The 16,587-nt window shown below is 64.3% G+C and carries 16 protein-coding genes; 9 read left to right on the forward strand and 7 right to left on the reverse strand.

Annotated features, from left to right (window positions below; translation table 11 throughout):
• The first annotated feature begins 15 nt into the window (after window positions 1-15).
• A complete protein-coding gene (locus BLR85_RS04480; RefSeq protein WP_093150395.1) occupies window positions 16-897 on the forward strand; it encodes a sugar phosphate isomerase/epimerase family protein in 882 nt (293 codons plus the stop codon).
• Window positions 898-993: 96 nt separating this feature from the next.
• Here BLR85_RS04480 and nanR read toward each other — a convergent pair whose 3' ends face one another.
• Entirely contained in the window at window positions 994-1,734 is a 741-nt protein-coding gene (nanR, locus tag BLR85_RS04485; RefSeq protein WP_093150399.1) for a transcriptional regulator NanR, read from the reverse strand.
• A gap of 475 nt (window positions 1,735-2,209) precedes the next feature.
• On the opposite strand from nanR, the gene BLR85_RS04495 reads away from it, so the two are divergent.
• Window positions 2,210-3,442 (forward strand): DEAD/DEAH box helicase, encoded by a 1,233-nt coding sequence (locus BLR85_RS04495; RefSeq protein WP_093150406.1) that lies wholly within the window; start codon window positions 2,210-2,212, stop codon window positions 3,440-3,442.
• Between the two features lie 205 nt (window positions 3,443-3,647).
• Here BLR85_RS04495 and BLR85_RS04500 read toward each other — a convergent pair whose 3' ends face one another.
• Entirely contained in the window at window positions 3,648-4,478 is an 831-nt protein-coding gene (locus tag BLR85_RS04500; RefSeq protein WP_093150409.1) for a phosphogluconate dehydrogenase C-terminal domain-containing protein, read from the reverse strand.
• Window positions 4,479-4,590: 112 nt separating this feature from the next.
• On the opposite strand from BLR85_RS04500, the gene BLR85_RS04505 reads away from it, so the two are divergent.
• Together BLR85_RS04505 and oiaX are read left to right on the forward strand one after the other, a co-directional pair.
• Entirely contained in the window at window positions 4,591-5,973 is a 1,383-nt protein-coding gene (locus tag BLR85_RS04505; protein WP_093150413.1) for a four-carbon acid sugar kinase family protein, read from the forward strand.
• A 31-nt stretch (window positions 5,974-6,004) separates the two neighbouring features.
• Window positions 6,005-7,252, forward strand: a complete 1,248-nt coding sequence (oiaX, locus tag BLR85_RS04510; protein WP_093150417.1) for a 3-oxo-isoapionate-4-phosphate decarboxylase OiaX — start codon at window positions 6,005-6,007, stop codon at window positions 7,250-7,252.
• A 113-nt stretch (window positions 7,253-7,365) separates the two neighbouring features.
• Here the strand turns inward: oiaX and BLR85_RS04515 are convergent, their stop codons facing one another.
• Together BLR85_RS04515 and BLR85_RS04520 are read right to left on the reverse strand one after the other, a co-directional pair.
• Window positions 7,366-7,923 (reverse strand): DUF1523 family protein, encoded by a 558-nt coding sequence (locus tag BLR85_RS04515; RefSeq protein WP_093150421.1) that lies wholly within the window; start codon window positions 7,921-7,923, stop codon window positions 7,366-7,368.
• Window positions 7,924-7,935: 12 nt separating this feature from the next.
• Window positions 7,936-8,337: a hypothetical protein gene (locus tag BLR85_RS04520; protein WP_342028769.1), complete on the reverse strand. Its 402-nt coding sequence runs from the start codon at window positions 8,335-8,337 to the stop codon at window positions 7,936-7,938.
• Window positions 8,338-8,359: 22 nt separating this feature from the next.
• Between BLR85_RS04520 and BLR85_RS04525 the strand changes: the two genes are divergently transcribed.
• A complete protein-coding gene (locus BLR85_RS04525; protein ID WP_093150425.1) occupies window positions 8,360-9,652 on the forward strand; it encodes an acetylornithine deacetylase/succinyl-diaminopimelate desuccinylase family protein in 1,293 nt (430 codons plus the stop codon).
• A 213-nt stretch (window positions 9,653-9,865) separates the two neighbouring features.
• On the opposite strand, the gene BLR85_RS29015 is transcribed toward BLR85_RS04525, so the two are convergent.
• Entirely contained in the window at window positions 9,866-10,294 is a 429-nt protein-coding gene (locus tag BLR85_RS29015) for a YybH family protein (protein ID WP_170844452.1), read from the reverse strand.
• Window positions 10,295-10,545: 251 nt separating this feature from the next.
• On the opposite strand from BLR85_RS29015, the gene BLR85_RS04535 reads away from it, so the two are divergent.
• The gene (locus BLR85_RS04535; protein WP_244520599.1) at window positions 10,546-11,466 is read left to right on the forward strand and encodes a DMT family transporter; all 921 of its coding nucleotides are present in this window, start codon (window positions 10,546-10,548) and stop codon (window positions 11,464-11,466) included.
• A 9-nt stretch (window positions 11,467-11,475) separates the two neighbouring features.
• Here BLR85_RS04535 and purD read toward each other — a convergent pair whose 3' ends face one another.
• Entirely contained in the window at window positions 11,476-12,747 is a 1,272-nt protein-coding gene (gene purD / locus BLR85_RS04540) for a phosphoribosylamine--glycine ligase (RefSeq protein ID WP_093150432.1), read from the reverse strand.
• A gap of 120 nt (window positions 12,748-12,867) precedes the next feature.
• On the opposite strand from purD, the gene BLR85_RS04545 reads away from it, so the two are divergent.
• Both BLR85_RS04545 and xseA read left to right on the forward strand, forming a co-directional pair.
• The gene (locus BLR85_RS04545) at window positions 12,868-13,650 is read left to right on the forward strand and encodes a methyltransferase domain-containing protein (protein WP_093150435.1); all 783 of its coding nucleotides are present in this window, start codon (window positions 12,868-12,870) and stop codon (window positions 13,648-13,650) included.
• A 63-nt stretch (window positions 13,651-13,713) separates the two neighbouring features.
• A complete protein-coding gene (gene xseA / locus BLR85_RS04550; RefSeq protein WP_093150439.1) occupies window positions 13,714-15,258 on the forward strand; it encodes an exodeoxyribonuclease VII large subunit in 1,545 nt (514 codons plus the stop codon).
• Window positions 15,259-15,318: 60 nt separating this feature from the next.
• Here xseA and BLR85_RS04555 read toward each other — a convergent pair whose 3' ends face one another.
• Window positions 15,319-15,720: a hypothetical protein gene (locus BLR85_RS04555; RefSeq protein WP_093150444.1), complete on the reverse strand. Its 402-nt coding sequence runs from the start codon at window positions 15,718-15,720 to the stop codon at window positions 15,319-15,321.
• Window positions 15,721-15,840: 120 nt separating this feature from the next.
• On the opposite strand from BLR85_RS04555, the gene BLR85_RS04560 reads away from it, so the two are divergent.
• Window positions 15,841-16,503 (forward strand): lysoplasmalogenase family protein, encoded by a 663-nt coding sequence (locus tag BLR85_RS04560; RefSeq protein WP_093150709.1) that lies wholly within the window; start codon window positions 15,841-15,843, stop codon window positions 16,501-16,503.
• Window positions 16,504-16,587 lie beyond the last annotated feature (84 nt).

Here is a 16,587-nt window from a genome sequence, read left to right on the forward strand (position 1 = left end):
ACGGGAGGGAATGACATGAAACTTGGCCTGAACCTTTCCTTTGCGATCAAACGCTGCATCGAAAGCGAACGTCTCGCGACGCTTGTGGCGGAGGATCTGGACACGAAATATGTCCAGTTCACCTGGGACCTGGTCGATCCCGGCTGGCCAGCACAGACGCGCGATGCGCTGGCAAAGGACTATGCGAAAGCCTTCAAAAGCGCGGGCGTGACGGTGGAGAGCACCTTTGGCGGCCTCGCCTCCTATACCTATAGCCACATCCTGGCGCCGAGCCCGGAGCTTCGGGCGCTGGGCCGCGATCACCTCAAGAACGCGATCGACATGACGGCGGCGATGGAGGTTCCGGCGGCCGGGATGCCTTTCGGCTCCTTCAGCGCCGACGATGCGCTGAACCCGGCGCGGCGGGAGGAGATCTACAAGGAAGCGCTGGAGATCTATGTCGGCCTGTCACGCCACGCCAAGGAGCGCGGGCTTTCGATGCTGCTGGTGGAACCGGTCCCGTTGGCGACCGAGTTCCCCTCGACCGCGGCCGATGCGCTGCGGCTGATGCAGGACCTGGACGGGCAGACCGACGTGCCGGTGCGTCTCTGCGTCGACTGGGGTCATGCGATGTTCGAGCCGCTCTTCGGTACGGATGCGAACATGGATCACTGGGCGGAAGTGGTTGGCCCGTGGATGGCGGTTTATCACATCCAGCAGACCGACGGGCACTATGACCGGCACTGGAACTTCACCCATGACGGGCTGGTCACGCCGGAGCTGTTGCGCAACTATTGGGACCGCTACGGCCTTACCGACCAGACCTATTTCCTCGAAATCATCTTTGCCTTCGAAGAACGCGACGAGATCGTGCTCGAAGACATGAAAGCCGCCCTGAAACTCCTGCGTGCGGGATAGGCAAGTATTCGGTTCTCCGCTGTCGGCGATCAACTGCCGCGTCAGCACTGCTCCGTTTCAACGGGCCTGTGCTGGCGCGGTTCTTTTTTCCTGCGTTCAGTTTTCGGTCGCATTCGAGATATAGAGAGGATCGGAGCGGCTGAGGTGGTCGCCCATCATCCGGATGGCGCCCTCCTGATCCCGCTGGCCGAGAAGATCGGCGATCTTCTCATGTTCCTGAAGCGTGGTGTTCTCGCGACCCTCCCAATGCAGAACGGGCTGGTAATACTCAAGCAGCCAGGTCAGCATCGCCCGCGTCACGCTCACCAGAAGCGGGTTGTCCGTGATTTCTGCGATCCGGACGTGAAAGGCGATATCGGCCTGGATAAAGGCCTTTTCGTCGCCGAGCAGGCCACGCTGCTCTTCGATCAGGTTGCGCAAGTCCCGCACATCCTCGGCCCCGCAGCTTTCAGCGGCGAGGCGAACCGTTCCCGCCTCCAGGATCTTGCGAAGCTGCTTGAGGTGGTCGACATTCGACGGCTCGGCCGACAACAGAAGCTTGGCGATCTCGTCCACCTGGCCGAGCGCGGTCGTGGCGTTCAACTCGTTCACACGGCTGCGTTCACCATGGGAAATGGAGATCAGTCCCTTGTTCGCCAGCGATTGCAGCGCCTCGCGCACTGCCGGCCGGCCAACGCCGAACAGCTCCATCAGCGCGCGTTCAGAGGGCATGGCATCGCCCGGCGCCAGTTCGCCGGACTTGATCATGCGCCAAAGGCGGTCAAACACCTGGTCGGACAGCTTTTGCCGTTGGATCGGCTCGACCGGCGTCTTGGAAAAAGGAGTGTCCTGGGGCATGGGGCGACCATCTTGTTACTCCTTTCGGCTTACTTGAGTGCTAATGGTATGACAAGGTGATGAGCTGCTTTTGGGCTGTTGTTGGGTCGGGTGGACCGGTTTTGTGGCTTCTGAAGGCATTTTGGCCCGCATCTGTCGCATAGCAACGCCGAAGCTGGAGCCGGTCCGCGAAAAGACGGTATCCGCGCAGAGCGTCAAAGCTGTTGACATATCGACTCGAAACCTGCACTAGCCGCTTCGAACGTTCTCTGCCGCGTGAGCAGAAGGCGGTCTCCCATGACGGGATGACGCAGAACGTCCTCAACTTCCCAGGTTCCCAGATCACGCGGGGGTCCGACGCGGTGGCGACCCTCGAGGCAATGCGGCTTCGTGGTCACGACATCGCGCAACCCGACTGCGCCCGCCACTTCGTTCCGAAGGGCGGCGATTCTTTTTGGCACGGCCAATGGCCGGCGCCGCGATTGGACACAGACATATGACTTTTGAAACACTCGGCCTGGCGCCGCGCCTCGTTCGTAAACTTGCTGAACAGGGCATCTCCGAGCCGACGCCGATCCAGACCAAGGCAATCCCGCATGCGCTCGCCGGGCGCGACGTCATGGGCATTGCCCAGACCGGCACCGGAAAGACCGCTGCTTTCGGCCTGCCGATGGCGCATAACCTGCTTGGGATGGGCAGCGCGCCCGAACCGAAATCGGTGCGCGGACTGATCCTCGCCCCGACCCGCGAACTGGCCAAGCAGATCGCCGACAACCTCGCGGCTTATACAAACGGCACGCATCTCAAGGTAAACCTCGTCGTCGGTGGCGCCTCCCTTAACGCGCAGGCAACTCGGCTTCACCGGGGCACGGACCTGCTGGTGGCAACGCCGGGCCGGTTGATCGACCTGATCGAGCGCAAGGCCGTCCGGCTCGACCAGACCCGCTACCTCGTTCTCGACGAGGCCGACCAGATGCTGGACATGGGCTTCATCCACGCGCTTCGCCGCATCGCGCCGCTGCTGTCGAAGGACCGCCAGACCATGCTGTTCTCGGCCACCATGCCGAAGTTGATGGCGGACCTGTCGAAAACCTATCTCACCGACCCGATCCGCATCGAGGTCAGCCCTCCGGGCAAGCCTGCCGACAAGGTCGAGCAGGGGCTGCATTTCGTCGAACAGGCTGGCAAGACCACGCTCTTGATCGAGCATCTCGATGCGCATCGCGCGGAAATGGCGCTGGTCTTCACGCGCACCAAACACGGTGCGAACCGCCTGGCCGGAGCACTGGAGAAAGCTGGTTATGCAGTTGGCGCGATCCATGGCAACAAGTCGCAGGGCCAGCGGGACCGGGCGATCAAGGCGTTCAAATCGGGTGAGCTGAAAGTGCTGGTGGCCACGGATGTCGCGGCGCGCGGGCTGGACATTCCGGGTGTGCGGCATGTCTACAACTACGACCTGCCCAATGTTCCCGACAACTACGTGCACCGTATCGGCCGTACCGCGCGTGCCGGCCGTGATGGGCGCGCCGTCACCTATTGTGCGCCGGCTGAAATGTCGGAGCTGAAGGCGATCCAGAAGACGATGGGGCGCGAGATCCCCGTGGAAGGCGGCACGCGCTGGTCCGGGTCCCAGGGCGAGACCTCGCGGCGCGGGAACCAGTCCAAACCGTCGCGTCCGAATGCCAAAAGCCGCCCGCGGCGCCGGACTGGCGGTCGCAAGGCGGCCTGACGCAAAAAAGCGTTTCGGGGAAAACGTGGGACATCCGTATCGCCTTTTTGCGTCTGAAGGGACGCCGGGAGGTGAGGGAAGGCGATCTGTTTTCCCCGAAACACTATAACGTACCGCGCGTCGGGCCTGGCTTAGTATCGGGCCCGGGCGCTGCGGCCCCCGCCATGTTGCCGGGAGCCGGTTTGGGCATTGTCGATCGGAACGATCAGGTGATCCGCTCGACGCTCGCGGCGATCTCGTCATCGTCGAAGCAGCGCTTCCAGTCGTCCTTCATCAGCACGGGGATGCCGTATTCGATGGCCTTGTTGGCCGCATCGGAGAAGACGCCCTTGTGCTGGTCGAAGGTCACCGCGCCCATGATGTTCATGTGCCCAAGCAGGAAGTCGCGCGCACAATCATAGCTCACGCCCTTGGAGATCACCTCGTCCATCGCCTGACGCAGCACCGCCATCAGCGAGCCGTTGACAGTCTCGGAGAGGCCCGGTTCCAGCAGCGCGAACTGCTTCAGCGTCACGCGGTGCGAGCGCGCAACCGGCGCATAGATCGTCCGGGCGACCTCGTTGCCAAGCTCGTAATCGCTCTCCGGCCCCTGGATCAGCACGTTGACGACACCTTGCTTGGCGGCGATCCCGCCGAAATAGTCGCGCCGGCCTTCCGGCGTATCCTCGTCGTTCCAGATCGGCGGATGGCAGGGATGGGACATGAAATAGGTGACGTCCGCGCGCTCCGGCAGGTGGCCGGCAAAAGGCGCCGCGCCGTCGAGGCAGAAGAGCATCGCGCCCGGCTTCACCTTGTCGATGATGGCATGGGAGATCTTGCCGATCAGCGTGTCCGGAACGGCGAGCACGATCACGTCGGCGCCCGCGAGCGCGGTATCGGGATCGACGCAATCGACGCCGAAGGTTTCCTTCACCCGTTTTTGCCCGTCTTCGGAAACTTCCACATGCAGGGTCTCGAAGGCGTCCGTTTTGGCGAGGTTCGCGCCGAGACGCATCCCCATTTTGCCGCCAGCTCCAAACAAGGCCAATTTCGTCACGTCTGCTTCTCCTTCTGTCCATTCCCACCCGGAGCAGGAATCGGATTGACAACTGGTATGATGAGTTAATAACTATGCCAGCATGGTCACTGTCAATAGAAAAGCCGCAGCAATGGGTACACAAATCTCGGAAAAGGGCCGCCTCGACGCGGGCATTCTCGTTGCCTGGTATGGCGATGACTTCACCGGAGCGGCCGCGACGATGGAGGTGCTGACCTTCTCGGGGCTTCCGGCGATCCTGTTTCTCGATGTGCCGACGGCCGAACAGCTGGAACGGTTCCCTGACCTGCGTGCAATCGGTGTCGCCTCCACGGCGCGGACGATGTCGCCGGCTTGGATGGACGAAAACCTGCCGGCAGTGTTCGAACGGCTGAAGGCCTTCGATCCGGAACTTGTCCACTACAAGCTCTGCTCCACGCTCGACTCCTCGCCCGAAACCGGCTCCATCGGACGCGCCATCGAGATTGGAGCAACCGTTTTTTGCTCACGAGCAGTGCCCGTGGTGGTAGCCGCGCCGCAAATGCGCCGTTACCAGTGCTTCGGCCATCTCTTTGCCGGAATGGGCGATCAGGTCTTCCGGCTCGACCGGCACCCCGTGATGTCGCGCCACCCGGTCACGCCGATGGACGAGGCTGATGTCGCCCTCCATATCGCCCGGCAATCGGACCGGCTCGACACCGCCTTGCTGTCGCTGGAAGACCTCGCACGCGGCGCCGGTTTGCCCGAGGTTGAAGCGGGACGGCTCTGCGCGGTAACGATCGATACCATGGATGCCGCGTCCGATGCCGCCGCCGGGCGCGCGATGTGGGGGGCGCGGGAGCGCAGCCGCTTCGTGATTGGCTCCCAGGGCGTCGAATACGCGCTGGTCGAGCATTGGTGCCAGAGCGGCCTGCTGGAGCGCGCGACCCCGCCGACCGGCATCGGGCGCTCAAAGGGCATGATCTCGGTCTCCGGCTCCGTGTCGCCGACAACCGCGGCGCAGATCGCCTGGTCCAAGGAGAACGGGTTTGCCTGCGTTGCCTTCGATGCCACGCAGGTCTGCCACGGGCAGGAGGCCGTCGAGCGCGAGATCGAACTCAGCGTCGCGGCCTGTCTGGCGGCCCTCTCCGAAGGGCGCGACCCGTTGGTGTATACGGCCGAGGGGCCGGACGATCCGGCGGTGCAACGTTTCCGCGAGGAAATCGCCGCGACGGGAACACAGGTTCAGGACGCCTACCGGCTGATTGGCGAATCGCTTGGCAAGATCCTGTTCGAAGTGCTCCAGCGCAGCGGCGTGCGCCGCGCCATCGTCTCCGGTGGCGACACCTCGGGCTTTGCCAGCCAGCAGCTCGGCATCTACGCCCTGTCCGCCCTCGCGCCGACCATACCGGGTGCCTCGATCTTCCGTGCCCACGCGGAAGGGCCGATGGATGGGTTGGAACTCGCGCTGAAAGGCGGCCAGATGGGCTCGCCGGATTATTTCGGCTGGGTGCGCGACGGTGGTGGGCCGCGCTGAGACCGGGCAACAGGGAAAACAGGGAAGATCCATGTCACGCAGCACGATCAAGGTCACATATCGGCTTGAAACGCCCGGTGATATCGAAGCGCTCGCCGCCAAGATCGCCTCAGACCAGTCCACAGGCACCTTCACAGAGCTTCCCGGCGAGACGGAGGCGGTCCGCGCCCGCTGCGCCGCGCGGGTCGAGGCCATCACCCCGCTTGAGCCGTCCGACACACCCTCCTTTCCCGATCCCGGCGGCAGCGGCCCCTATCACCGCGCCGATGCGGTGATCTCCTATCCGCTCGAAGCAGTCGGAACGGATATCGCCGCGCTGATGACCATCACCGTCGGGGGCGTCTTCGCCGCGCGCGGACCGACCGGCATTCGCGTCATGGATTTCGACCTGCCACAGGAATGGGCGGTCCATCCCGGCCCGCAATTCGGCATTCCGGGTTCGCGCCAACTGACGGGCGTGGCCGAAGGGCCGATCATCGCCTCGATCATCAAGCCGTCGCTCGGGCTTCTGCCGGAGGAAACGGCAACAGTCGTCAAGCAGCTCTGCGAGGCCGGCGTCGATTTCATCAAGGATGACGAGAAGCTGATGAGCCCGGGCTATTCCTCTCTCGAGGACCGGGTGAAGGCGATCATGCCGGTCATTCTCGATCACGAGCAGAAGACCGGCAAGAAGGTGATGTATGCCTTTGGCATCTCCTCGGCCGACCCGGATGTGATGACGCGCAACCACGACTGCGTGGTCGCGGCCGGCGGCAACGCGGGGGTGATCAACATCAACTCCATCGGCTATGGCGGCATGTCCTTCCTGCGCAAGCGCTCGAAGCTCTGCCTGCACGCGCATCGCAATGGCTGGGACATCCTCACCCGTCATCCCGGCCTCGGCATGGAGTTTCGCGCCTACCAGAAGATCTGGCGCCTGCTCGGCGTCGACCAGTTCCAGATCAACGGCATCCGTGCAAAATACTGGGAGCCCGACGAGAGCTTTGTCCGCTCCTTCCACGACCTCGCAGAGCCGATTTTCTCACCGGCGGACCGCTCGCTGCCGGTCGTCTGTTCGGGGCAATGGGGCGGGCAGGCGGTAGACACCTACCGGCAGACCGGCCGGACGCTGGACCTGATGTATCTCGCCGGCGGCGGGGTTCACGGCCACCCGATGGGGCCGGCCGCGGGCGTGCGGGCCGTTCAACAGGCGTGGAAAGCTGCGGAAAGCGATGTCGAGCTGGCCGATTACGCGCTGGACCATCCGGAACTCGCGGCCGCGCTCGCCAAGTGGGGTTAGGTCAGAAGCCTGCGACACCCAAGTGAGAGTAGTATGCGCGGGAGAATGGGCATCATCCCCGGTTCCCGCGCTATTTCATGGCATTGGCACAAGGCGCGTGCTCGGCGTGTGGATCAATCTAGTTCCTTGTCCCGTCTGTTTGCCCAGAACCTGCGCCAGCGCGTGTAGATCGCCAGCCAGACGCAGCCCAGAACGACGAGAATCGAGATCGAGATCCACGGGGTGACCCGCGCATCCGGTCCCTCGACCGGCTTCACCGAGATCGCGTTGGGATAGATCGAGGCATAGGGGATCCGCCAGCCGTATTTCTTGACCGCCACCCATTGCGGGCTTTCCTTGGTCGATTTCAGGTCCGCGGCGATGGTCTGCAGGTTCGAGGTGTGGAACTTGAAATAGGGCGGCCAGCCCCAGCCGGTATCCTCGTTTCGATAGACCATCGGCTTGTCCTTGACGTTCATCGCCTGGATGAAGAACACGTCGCGGCTGGTGGTGTTGACCGCCTCGCCGGTGCCGGAGTGCGACCAGAAGATAGAGTTCTCGCCGAAATCGACCCGTTTTTCATAGGTGTCGGTGATCCGCACCACGTCGTTGCGCGGCAGGGTGTAATGCAGGAAGCCCGCGATCACGGCCAGGATCAGGAGCCAGAGGGTCCAGCGGATGTAGTACCACATTGGGGAACGTCCTCAGTTGTAATTCGTGAAATAGATGATGATCCCGATCAGCACGATCGGGACGACATAGACACCCAGGATAAGCTTGCGCCGCAGGGAATGATCATAGTCATCAAGCCCTTCGCGGATGAAGGCCTCCCGGTCGCCGGAGCGGATTTCCTCGTCCCATTCCTCTTCGAGCTTGTCGCGTCGTATCGCGCGCGAGTAGAACGACAGGCTGACATAGACGACGCTCAGCACGACGAAAAGGATCAGCAGCAGTCTGGCAAGCGCGGCCATCGGGAGCTCCGGGGTCGAGGCGCGACGGGCGCGCCCGGGTTTCTCCTCGTGATAGACCGACTGGCGGCCAAGCGCGACGGCTAAATTCGGCAGCCGGGCCATCCTGTCGCGGCTCAACGCCATTGCGGGCGCCATGTCACGGGCCTAGCCTGCAGGCATGGCCACGGATACAGACTCCCGGCTCGTCACTGCCATCGAGGCCCGGCGGGACGACCTGATTTCACTGACACAGGACCTCATCCGGATACCAACGCTGAACCCGCCGGGGCGGTACTACCGGGATATTTGTGAATATCTCGACGGGCGGCTGTCGGAAGCCGGCTTCCATGTCGAGCTGGTGCGCGCCGAAGGAGCGCTCGCCGATAGCGACCGTTACCCGCGTTGGAACATTGTCGCGAGCCGCGAAGGGCGCGCGGGCGGCGACACGGTGCATTTCAACTCCCACCATGACGTGGTCGAGGTGGGCAATGGCTGGAAATTCGATCCCTTCGGCGGCGAGCTTCACGACGGCCGCATCTATGGGCGCGGGGCCTGCGACATGAAGGGCGGGCTGGCCACCTCGATCATCGCGGCGGAAACCTTTGTCCACACCTTCCCGGATTTTCACGGTTCGGTGGAGATTTCGGCCACTGCGGACGAAGAATCGGGTGGTTATGGTGGCGTGGCCTATCTTGCCGAGCAAGGCTGGTTCGACCCGATCCGCGTGCAGCACGTGATCATCCCCGAGCCGCTCAACAAGGACCGCATCTGCCTCGGTCATCGTGGGGTCTGGTGGGCGGAGATCGAAACCATGGGCCGGATCGCACATGGCTCGATGCCCTTCCTCGGCGACTGCGCGGTGCGGCACATGGGGGCCGTTCTGAGCGAGATGGAAGCCTATCTCTTCCCGCTTCTGGCCACCAAGCGGACCGAGATGCCGGTGGTGCCCGAGGGCGCCAAACAGTCCACGCTCAATATCAACGCCATCCATGGCGGTGAACCGGTTCAGGAAGACGACTATACGGGGCTTCCGGCGCCGTGCGTGCCGGACCGCTGCCGCATAACCATCGACCGTCGTTTCCTCATTGAGGAGGACATTGCCGAGGTGAAGGCCGAGGTGACCTCCATGCTGGAGCGGGTGAAGGGCGAGCGGCCCGGGTTCGAATACGAACTGCGGGACCTCTTCGAAGTGCAGCCGACCATGACGGCGGAGGATGCGCCGGTCGTGACCTCCGTTGCGCATGCCATCGAAAAGGTTCTGGCGCGCGCGCCAGATTACGTTGTCAGCCCCGGCACCTACGACCAGAAACATATCGACCGTATCGGGCGGCTGAAGAACTGCATCGCTTATGGGCCGGGCATTCTGGATCTGGCCCACCAGCCGGATGAGTGGGTCGGCGTGGACGACATGCTGGACAGCGCAAAGGTCATGGCGCTGACATTGGCCGAGCTGCTGCTCTTGCCCTCGTGACCTTTGTCCACAGAGTCGCCGCAAGGCAACCGGGTCGTCGTTTCGTGTCCTGAACCTCGGTGCCAGCGCGCCTTGTCGGAGAACCGCGCTCAGACTCCCATACAGGCCGGGGCCGGTTGCGGCGTTCGGCGGAGGGATGCCAATGGAATGGTGGTCCCCCCGGATCCGCGAGTTTCAGCAGGACGCGACACCCCGGATCTGCCCCGAAACGCCCTAGGCGACGGCCTTCGCCGGTGTCATGGCCACGGGGGCCACAACCTGATCGGCATCGAAATTGCTGCTGCAGGCGACAATCAGCCAGCCATCGTCCGGGTCCAGCCGGATGACCCCGAGCGCGGTCCCTTCGCAGAATGCGTTCTTCCCGGTGTCGGCGTCGGGGACCAGGTCCCGAAAGCGCCAGATCGCGTAGACATGGTTTCCGATCGACTCGATCTGCTGAACCTGCATCTCCCGTTCGGCGTGGTTCTCCTGGATCCAGGACTGGTGCAGCTGTTCGACCTGCGATCGCCCCCGGAACACACCACGCGGCGTGATGAACTTGCAGTCCTCGTCGAAGAAGGCGAGGCAGGCATCCACATCGCGGGCACGAAAATCTTCGCTGTAGGTATCCAGCATCAATTGCAGTTCGGTCTTCAATGACATGACTTTCTCCGTGCAGACATACCGACGGCCGAAGCTCGGCGGGTGTTCGCCCCGATTTCGCATGAAACCGTTAGGGAACGGTGAAGCCTGGCCTTTCTGTCTCCGAGCCACGCCCCGAGGCGCATGTATCCCAAGGGTTTCGGCGGTCTCGCACCTGCTTGCCTCACATCGGTGCTGCGTGTAGCGGTAACCGGTACGGCGCGCGGCGCGGGCAGGTTGCCCGCGCCCGTTGCCGCCCGGGACCATCGATCATGACCAATACCCAAACCCTGTCGCCGGAGGCGATGAACATCGCGCGGGGCAATCTGCTGGGCCTGCTGCTGTTGGCGCTCGGTTATTTCATGATGGGCACGGTCGACATGATGGCGAAATACCTCACCCAATACGTGCACCCGTTCCAGATCGTCTGGTTCCGACAATTTGGGCTCTTCGTCATGGCGGTCATGATCCTGTCGCGGAAAGGCACTGTCCTGCTGCGGACACGGCGGCCGGTTCTGCAACTGTTGCGCGGCAGTTCCGCCGCGATTTCGGCCCTGTGTTTCGTCACCGCGATCCGCTACGCGCCGATTGCCGATGCCACGGCCGTTTCCTTCATCGCGCCGCTTCTGGTGACGGCGATGGGGGCGATCTTTCTGGGCGAGACCGTCGGCCGCAACCGTTGGATCGCGGTGCTGCTGGGGTTCGTCGGCGCGCTGATCGTCATTCGCCCCGGTTTCAGCGTGTTCCACCCGGCGATCGGGCTGGTCGTAGCCGCGGCCAGTTTCTTTTCCATCCGGCAGGTCCTGAGCCGGGTTCTCGCCTCCCAGGACCGGACCTCGACGACCATCGTCTATACCGCGGTCACGAGTTTCGTGCTGCTCACCGTCCTGCAGCCCTTTGTCTGGCATTGGCCGCAGGAGAGCTGGATCATCCTGTTGATGCTTGCAATGGCCGGTTGCGCCGCCGTCACCGAGTTCCTGGTCATCCGCGCCTTCGAACTGGCGCAGGTCGTGGTGGTCGCGCCGATGCATTACAGCATCATGATCTGGGCCACGTTCTATGGCTGGCTGATCTTCGGCCAACTTCCCGATCTTTGGACATGGGTTGGAACGGGCGTGATCTTCGCCACCGGCATTTTCCTGATCTACCGCGAACGCCTCGCCGCCCGGCGGATCAGGGCCGGGCGGGTGTGATCGCGGACCTCAGCCCTTGCCGAGCGCGCGCCAGCCGATATCCCGGCGGAAGAAGCCTTGCGGCCAATCCACGGCCTCGGCCATGGCATAGGCCCTATCGCGCGCCTCTTCCAGCGTGCGGCCCCGCGCCGTGGCGTTGAGAACCCGCCCGCCGGTCGCCGTCACCTTGCCGTCCACCTCGGTTGTGCCGGCGTGGAACATCATCTCCCAACTCGTCTCCGGCAGGTCGTCGAGCCCGCCGATCACAGTGCCCTTCTCGTAAGACCCCGGATAGCCCTCGGCGGCGAGTACCACGGTCATCGCGTGGTCCTCGGCCCAGTTCACATGCCGTTCGGCCAATCGGCCTTCGGCGGCGGCCAGAAGCAGGTCCAGCGCCTGTGCCCCCAGCCGCATCATCAGCGCCTGGCATTCCGGATCGCCGAAGCGGACATTGTATTCCACCAGCCGCGGCTTGCCGTCCTTGATCATCAGCCCGACATAGAGCACGCCGCGATAGGGTGCGCCGCGCCGGGCCATTTCCGCCATTGTCGGCTTGACGATCTGCTCCAGCGTCGCCTCGACCAGCTCTGGCGTCATGATCGGGGCAGGGGAATACGCACCCATGCCGCCTGTATTGGGGCCGGTATCGCCCTCGCCGACGCGCTTGTGGTCCTGCGCCGCGCCGACGGGCAGCACCGTCTCGCCGTCGCAGAGCACAAAGAAGCTCGCCTCCTCGCCCTCCATGAACTCCTCGATCACCACTTCCGCGCCCGCCGCGCCAAAGGCTCCGCCGAGGATATCCTCGACACCTGCCAGCGCCTCTTCCTCGGTCATGGCCACGATCACGCCCTTGCCGGCGGCCAGCCCGTCGGCCTTGACCACGATGGGGGCCCCCTGTTCGCGGATATAGGCCTTGGCCAGCTCCAGATCGTCGAACCGGGCCCACCCGGCGGTCGGGGCGCCTGCCGCGTCGCAGACCTCCTTGGTGAACCGCTTGGAGGCCTCCAGCCGCGCGGCTTCCTTGGAGGGGCCGAAAACCGGGATGCCGGCTTCAGCCAACCGGTCCGCCACGCCGGCGGCCAGCGGCGCCTCGGGCCCGACGACGACGAAATCGATGCTCTCGGCTTCGGCAAACTCCACCACCGCACCGCCATCGCAGATATCGAAGCTCGCGCATTCGGCGATCTGCTCGATGCCGGCATTGCCGGGCGCCACGATCAGCCGGTCGCATTTGGGGTTCTGCAGGATCGCCCAGGCCAGGGCATGTTCGCGGCCGCCGCCGCCAAGCACCAGTATGTTCATGTCGTCTCCTCGGTCGGCCTTCTTCTAGGAGGGGCCGGGCCGGATCACAAGCACTCGCGGGCGGGCATTTGGTGTCGAAAGGGCTCTCTGTTACCCTGAGGAAGCCAAGGGAGAAAAAGGATGCTGGAATTCGACGCCGACACCACGCGCCTGCTTGAGCAATGCTATGTCGGCGCCGATGTCACGCGGCGCCGGAGAGCCTCGTTCGACCGCCTGCGGCCCGGACCCGGCGAGCGAATCGTCGATATTGGCTGCGGTAACGGCTTGCTGACGCTGGAGCTGGCGCGCGCGGTCGGGGAGGGGGGCGAGGTGATCGGTGTCGATCCCAGCCCGGACATGCGTGCCGCGGCAGAGGACCGTTGTCGGGAGAGCCGCAACGTGCGCATCCTCCACGGGACCGCCGACGCGGTGCCACTCGCAGATGAAACCGCCGACAAGGCGCTCTCTGTGCAGGTCTTCGAATACCTTTCCGATGTGCCCGCCGCGCTCACCGAAGCTTTGCGCATCCTGCGTCCAGGCGGGCGGCTTGTCCTGGGGGATATCCATTTCGGCTCGCTGGTCTGGCATAGCGACGATCCCGGCAGGATGAACCGGATGTGCGACTCCTGGGACCTCCATGCCGTCCATCTCGACCTGCCAGCGCATCTGCCGGGACTGCTGCGCACAGCGGGCTTTGCCGTCGACGGCACCGACCCCGTGACGATCTGCGACTCCGAGATGCGCCCGGACGGGCTTGCGATCATGATGCTCCGGTTGATGGAGCGCTACGCGGTGGCCAACGGCCATATGGAGGCCGCCGAGGCCGCCGCCTGGGCCGAGGAGCAGCATGCACTGTCACAAGCCGGGCGCTTCTTCTTCTCGATCAGCCATTACGTCACCATCGCCCACAAGCCGCATCGGTAGCGCCGCCGGTTTCCATCCGCTTCCGCGAGCGATAGGTTGGCCAAAATGGCAGGAGAGCAGCCCATGTCAGACCTGATCGACGCACCCGACGGCCCGGGCTCAAACGCGCCCGAATTCACCGTCTCGGAGATCTCCGGCGCGGTGAAGAAGACGTTGGAAGGCGCCTTTGGCCGTATCCGCGTGCGCGGCGAGGTCGGCCGGGTCTTCCGGGCGCGTTCGGGCCACCTCTACTATGACATCAAGGACGAACGGAACGTGCTCGCCTGCACCACGTGGAAAGGGCAGCTGGCAAACCTCACGGTGATGCCGGAAGAAGGCATGGAAGTGATCGTCTCCGGCCGGCTGACGGCCTTCGGGGCGCAATCCAAATACAACCTCAATGTTGAACAGGTCGAGCCCGCCGGCGCCGGCGCGCTGATGGCGATGCTGGAGAAGCGCAAGAAACAGCTCGCTGCCGAAGGACTTTTCGACGAGGCCCGCAAGCGCCCGTTGCCCTTCCTGCCCGAGATCATCGGCGTGGTGACCTCGCCCTCCGGCGCGGTGATCCGGGACATTCTGCACCGGCTGCGCGACCGTTTCCCGCGCAAGGTGCTGATCTGGCCCGTGGCCGTGCAGGGCCGCGATTGCGCGCCGCAGGTCGCCGCCGCCATCGACGGTTTCAACCAGCTCAGCCCCGGCGGTCCCTTGCCACGTCCCGATGTGATCATCGTCGCCCGTGGCGGTGGCTCCATCGAGGATCTCTGGGGCTTCAACGAAGAGATTGTCGCCCGCGCCGCCGCCGCCTCGCAAATTCCACTGATCTCGGCCGTCGGCCACGAGACCGACACCACCCTGATCGACTTCGTCTCCGACCGCCGCGCCCCGACGCCCACTGCCGCCGCCGAGATGGCGGTGCCCGTGCGGCTCGAATTGCTGGCCCATTTCGACAGCCAGAGCGCACGCCTCTCCGGGGCCCTGTCGCGCAACATGACCCGCCGCGGCGAACGCCTGCGCGACCTCGCCCGCGCTTTGCCGCGTCCCGACAGCCTGCTGGCCACGCCGCGCCAGCGCTACGACAACGCCGCCAGCCGCCTGCCATTGGCGCTCAAGACAGGCGTGCAAAGCCGCCGCCTCGGGCTCGCCCACATCACGGCCCCACTGCGCCCGAAATTGCTGTCGCAAAGATTGCAGACCCTCTCCGAACGACTGGACGCCTCGGCCAAACGGCTGGTCCCGGCGCTTGCGCGTGGAACCTCCCGGGCCAGGCAAGATTTCGACGCGCGCGTCGGTCGCCTCACCCCAACGCCACTGCTGCGTGAAAACACCCGCCGCCGGGAAAAACTCTCCGAACTATCCCGCCGGCTGCAAACGGCGAGCCAGATCTCCGTCGCGGGTCGCCGCGACCACCTCGCATCGCTCGAACGCATCCTGCAAAGCCTCAATTACGAGGAAACCATGAAGCGCGGCTATGCAGTCATCCGAGGCGATGGCCATGTCGTCACCACGAAATCCGCCGCCGAACAGGCAAGCAGCCTTGAAATCCAATTCGCCGATGGCCGCCTCAAGCTGGGCCAGACGAAATCCGCCAAACCGCGCAAGGACAAACCCGAACAGGGAAGCCTGTTCTAGCGTTCCGACTTCCTCTTTCTAAAAATATCCTCGCCGAAGGCAGGCGCGCCCCGCGCGCCTTCACGCCCCGACCTTGGGGCCGAGACAGAACAGGTCCTCTTCCGTCTCCCCGGCCTCGTAAAGCTCGGTTCCCGTTTCCTCGCCATCGAACAAGGCCCGAAGCCCCCCGCCCTCGGCATGGAAGGTCCAGCATTGCTGCCCTTCGATCCCTTCATAGACGAAACAGATCATCTCCCCGAGCGGGTACCAGTACCCGTCCTGGCATTCGCCATCGAGGAAACTCCATGTCACCTTTCGCCCCGGCATGTACCGCTCGGCGCCGTAAGCCCTGCCATGGGAGTGGAACAGGAGCGTGCGCCCCTCGGTATGGGCTTCGAAAGCCTCCGCCGAAAGCGGTCCCTCGGCGCGCGCAGGGGCGCAGAGCGTCATCGCGATGACAACAAGAGCGAAAAGGCGGCACATGGCGGCTCCCTGAAAACTGCCCGGCCAACATGCCAGATCCTCTGCCGCCACTCCAGCCCGCCCGAAAGGCACGTGGCGAAACGGATGACAGGGCCGCCGCCTTCCCTTAAGCCGCAGACCATGTCCCTCTTCTCCGTTCCCCTCGCCCTGCTGGCGACGCTCTCTTCGGCGACCTACCTGCTTTTCCTCAGCGCTTCCCCGCCGGGCCTCGTCAAATCCACGCTGAAAACGGCATCGACCCTGCCCCTGGCGCTCTCGGCCCTGGCCACCGGCGCAACGCCTTGGCTCGTCGCCGCGCTCGGCCTCGGCGCACTGGGCGACCTGCTGCTCTCGCGCGCCGGGCAGAGGGCTTTCCTGCTCGGATTGATCGCCTTCGCAATCGCCCACCTGGCCTATCTCGGGCTGTTTCTTTTCGAGGCCAGCGCCGAATTCGCGGAGTTGGCACAAGCTGGGAAAATCGTCCCGGCCTTCCTGCTGCTTGCCTTCGGCGGCGCGATGGCAGGGTTCCTCTGGCCCGCGGCAGGCGAAATGCGCTGGCCGGTCATGGCTTACATCGCCATCATCCTCGCCATGGGCCTCGCCGCCTTCGCGCTTCCCGCGAGCACTGGTCCGTGGCCTCTCCTGGCCGCGCTTTCCTTCATCGCCTCGGACGCGATTCTGGCCAGCGAGCTCTTCCTGCTTCCGGAACGGCATCCGGCGCGCCGCTACACGCCCTATGCGGTCTGGGCGCTTTACTGGAGCGCCCAGGCGCTTTTTCTTGTAACATTCGGGTTGCTGGCGTGAGGCTGAAGCCGCATTCATGCGGCATCGCCGGGCTTCCAAATCGCGCGGCTTGTGATTAGGTGAGAAGGAGTCCCAGCGGAAAGA

The organism is Aliiruegeria lutimaris (assembly GCF_900099935.1).
Taxonomy (GTDB): domain Bacteria; phylum Pseudomonadota; class Alphaproteobacteria; order Rhodobacterales; family Rhodobacteraceae; genus Tropicimonas; species Tropicimonas lutimaris.

Excerpts from the sequence above, each read along its gene's own strand:
- BLR85_RS04480 (WP_093150395.1), top strand. The coding sequence starts at position 16 with ATGAAACTTGGCCTGAACCTTTCCTTTGCGATCAAACGCTGCATCGAA.
- nanR (WP_093150399.1), bottom strand. The coding sequence starts at position 1,734 with ATGCCCCAGGACACTCCTTTTTCCAAGACGCCGGTCGAGCCGATCCAA.
- BLR85_RS04495 (WP_093150406.1), top strand. The coding sequence starts at position 2,210 with ATGACTTTTGAAACACTCGGCCTGGCGCCGCGCCTCGTTCGTAAACTT.
- BLR85_RS04505 (WP_093150413.1), top strand. The coding sequence starts at position 4,591 with ATGGGTACACAAATCTCGGAAAAGGGCCGCCTCGACGCGGGCATTCTC.
- oiaX (WP_093150417.1), top strand. The coding sequence starts at position 6,005 with ATGTCACGCAGCACGATCAAGGTCACATATCGGCTTGAAACGCCCGGT.
- BLR85_RS04515 (WP_093150421.1), bottom strand. The coding sequence starts at position 7,923 with ATGTGGTACTACATCCGCTGGACCCTCTGGCTCCTGATCCTGGCCGTG.
- BLR85_RS04520 (WP_342028769.1), bottom strand. The coding sequence starts at position 8,337 with ATGGCGCCCGCAATGGCGTTGAGCCGCGACAGGATGGCCCGGCTGCCG.
- BLR85_RS04525 (WP_093150425.1), top strand. The coding sequence starts at position 8,360 with ATGGCCACGGATACAGACTCCCGGCTCGTCACTGCCATCGAGGCCCGG.
- BLR85_RS29015 (WP_170844452.1), bottom strand. The coding sequence starts at position 10,294 with ATGTCATTGAAGACCGAACTGCAATTGATGCTGGATACCTACAGCGAA.
- BLR85_RS04535 (WP_244520599.1), top strand. The coding sequence starts at position 10,546 with ATGACCAATACCCAAACCCTGTCGCCGGAGGCGATGAACATCGCGCGG.
- purD (WP_093150432.1), bottom strand. The coding sequence starts at position 12,747 with ATGAACATACTGGTGCTTGGCGGCGGCGGCCGCGAACATGCCCTGGCC.
- BLR85_RS04545 (WP_093150435.1), top strand. The coding sequence starts at position 12,868 with ATGCTGGAATTCGACGCCGACACCACGCGCCTGCTTGAGCAATGCTAT.
- xseA (WP_093150439.1), top strand. The coding sequence starts at position 13,714 with ATGTCAGACCTGATCGACGCACCCGACGGCCCGGGCTCAAACGCGCCC.
- BLR85_RS04555 (WP_093150444.1), bottom strand. The coding sequence starts at position 15,720 with ATGTGCCGCCTTTTCGCTCTTGTTGTCATCGCGATGACGCTCTGCGCC.
- BLR85_RS04560 (WP_093150709.1), top strand. The coding sequence starts at position 15,841 with ATGTCCCTCTTCTCCGTTCCCCTCGCCCTGCTGGCGACGCTCTCTTCG.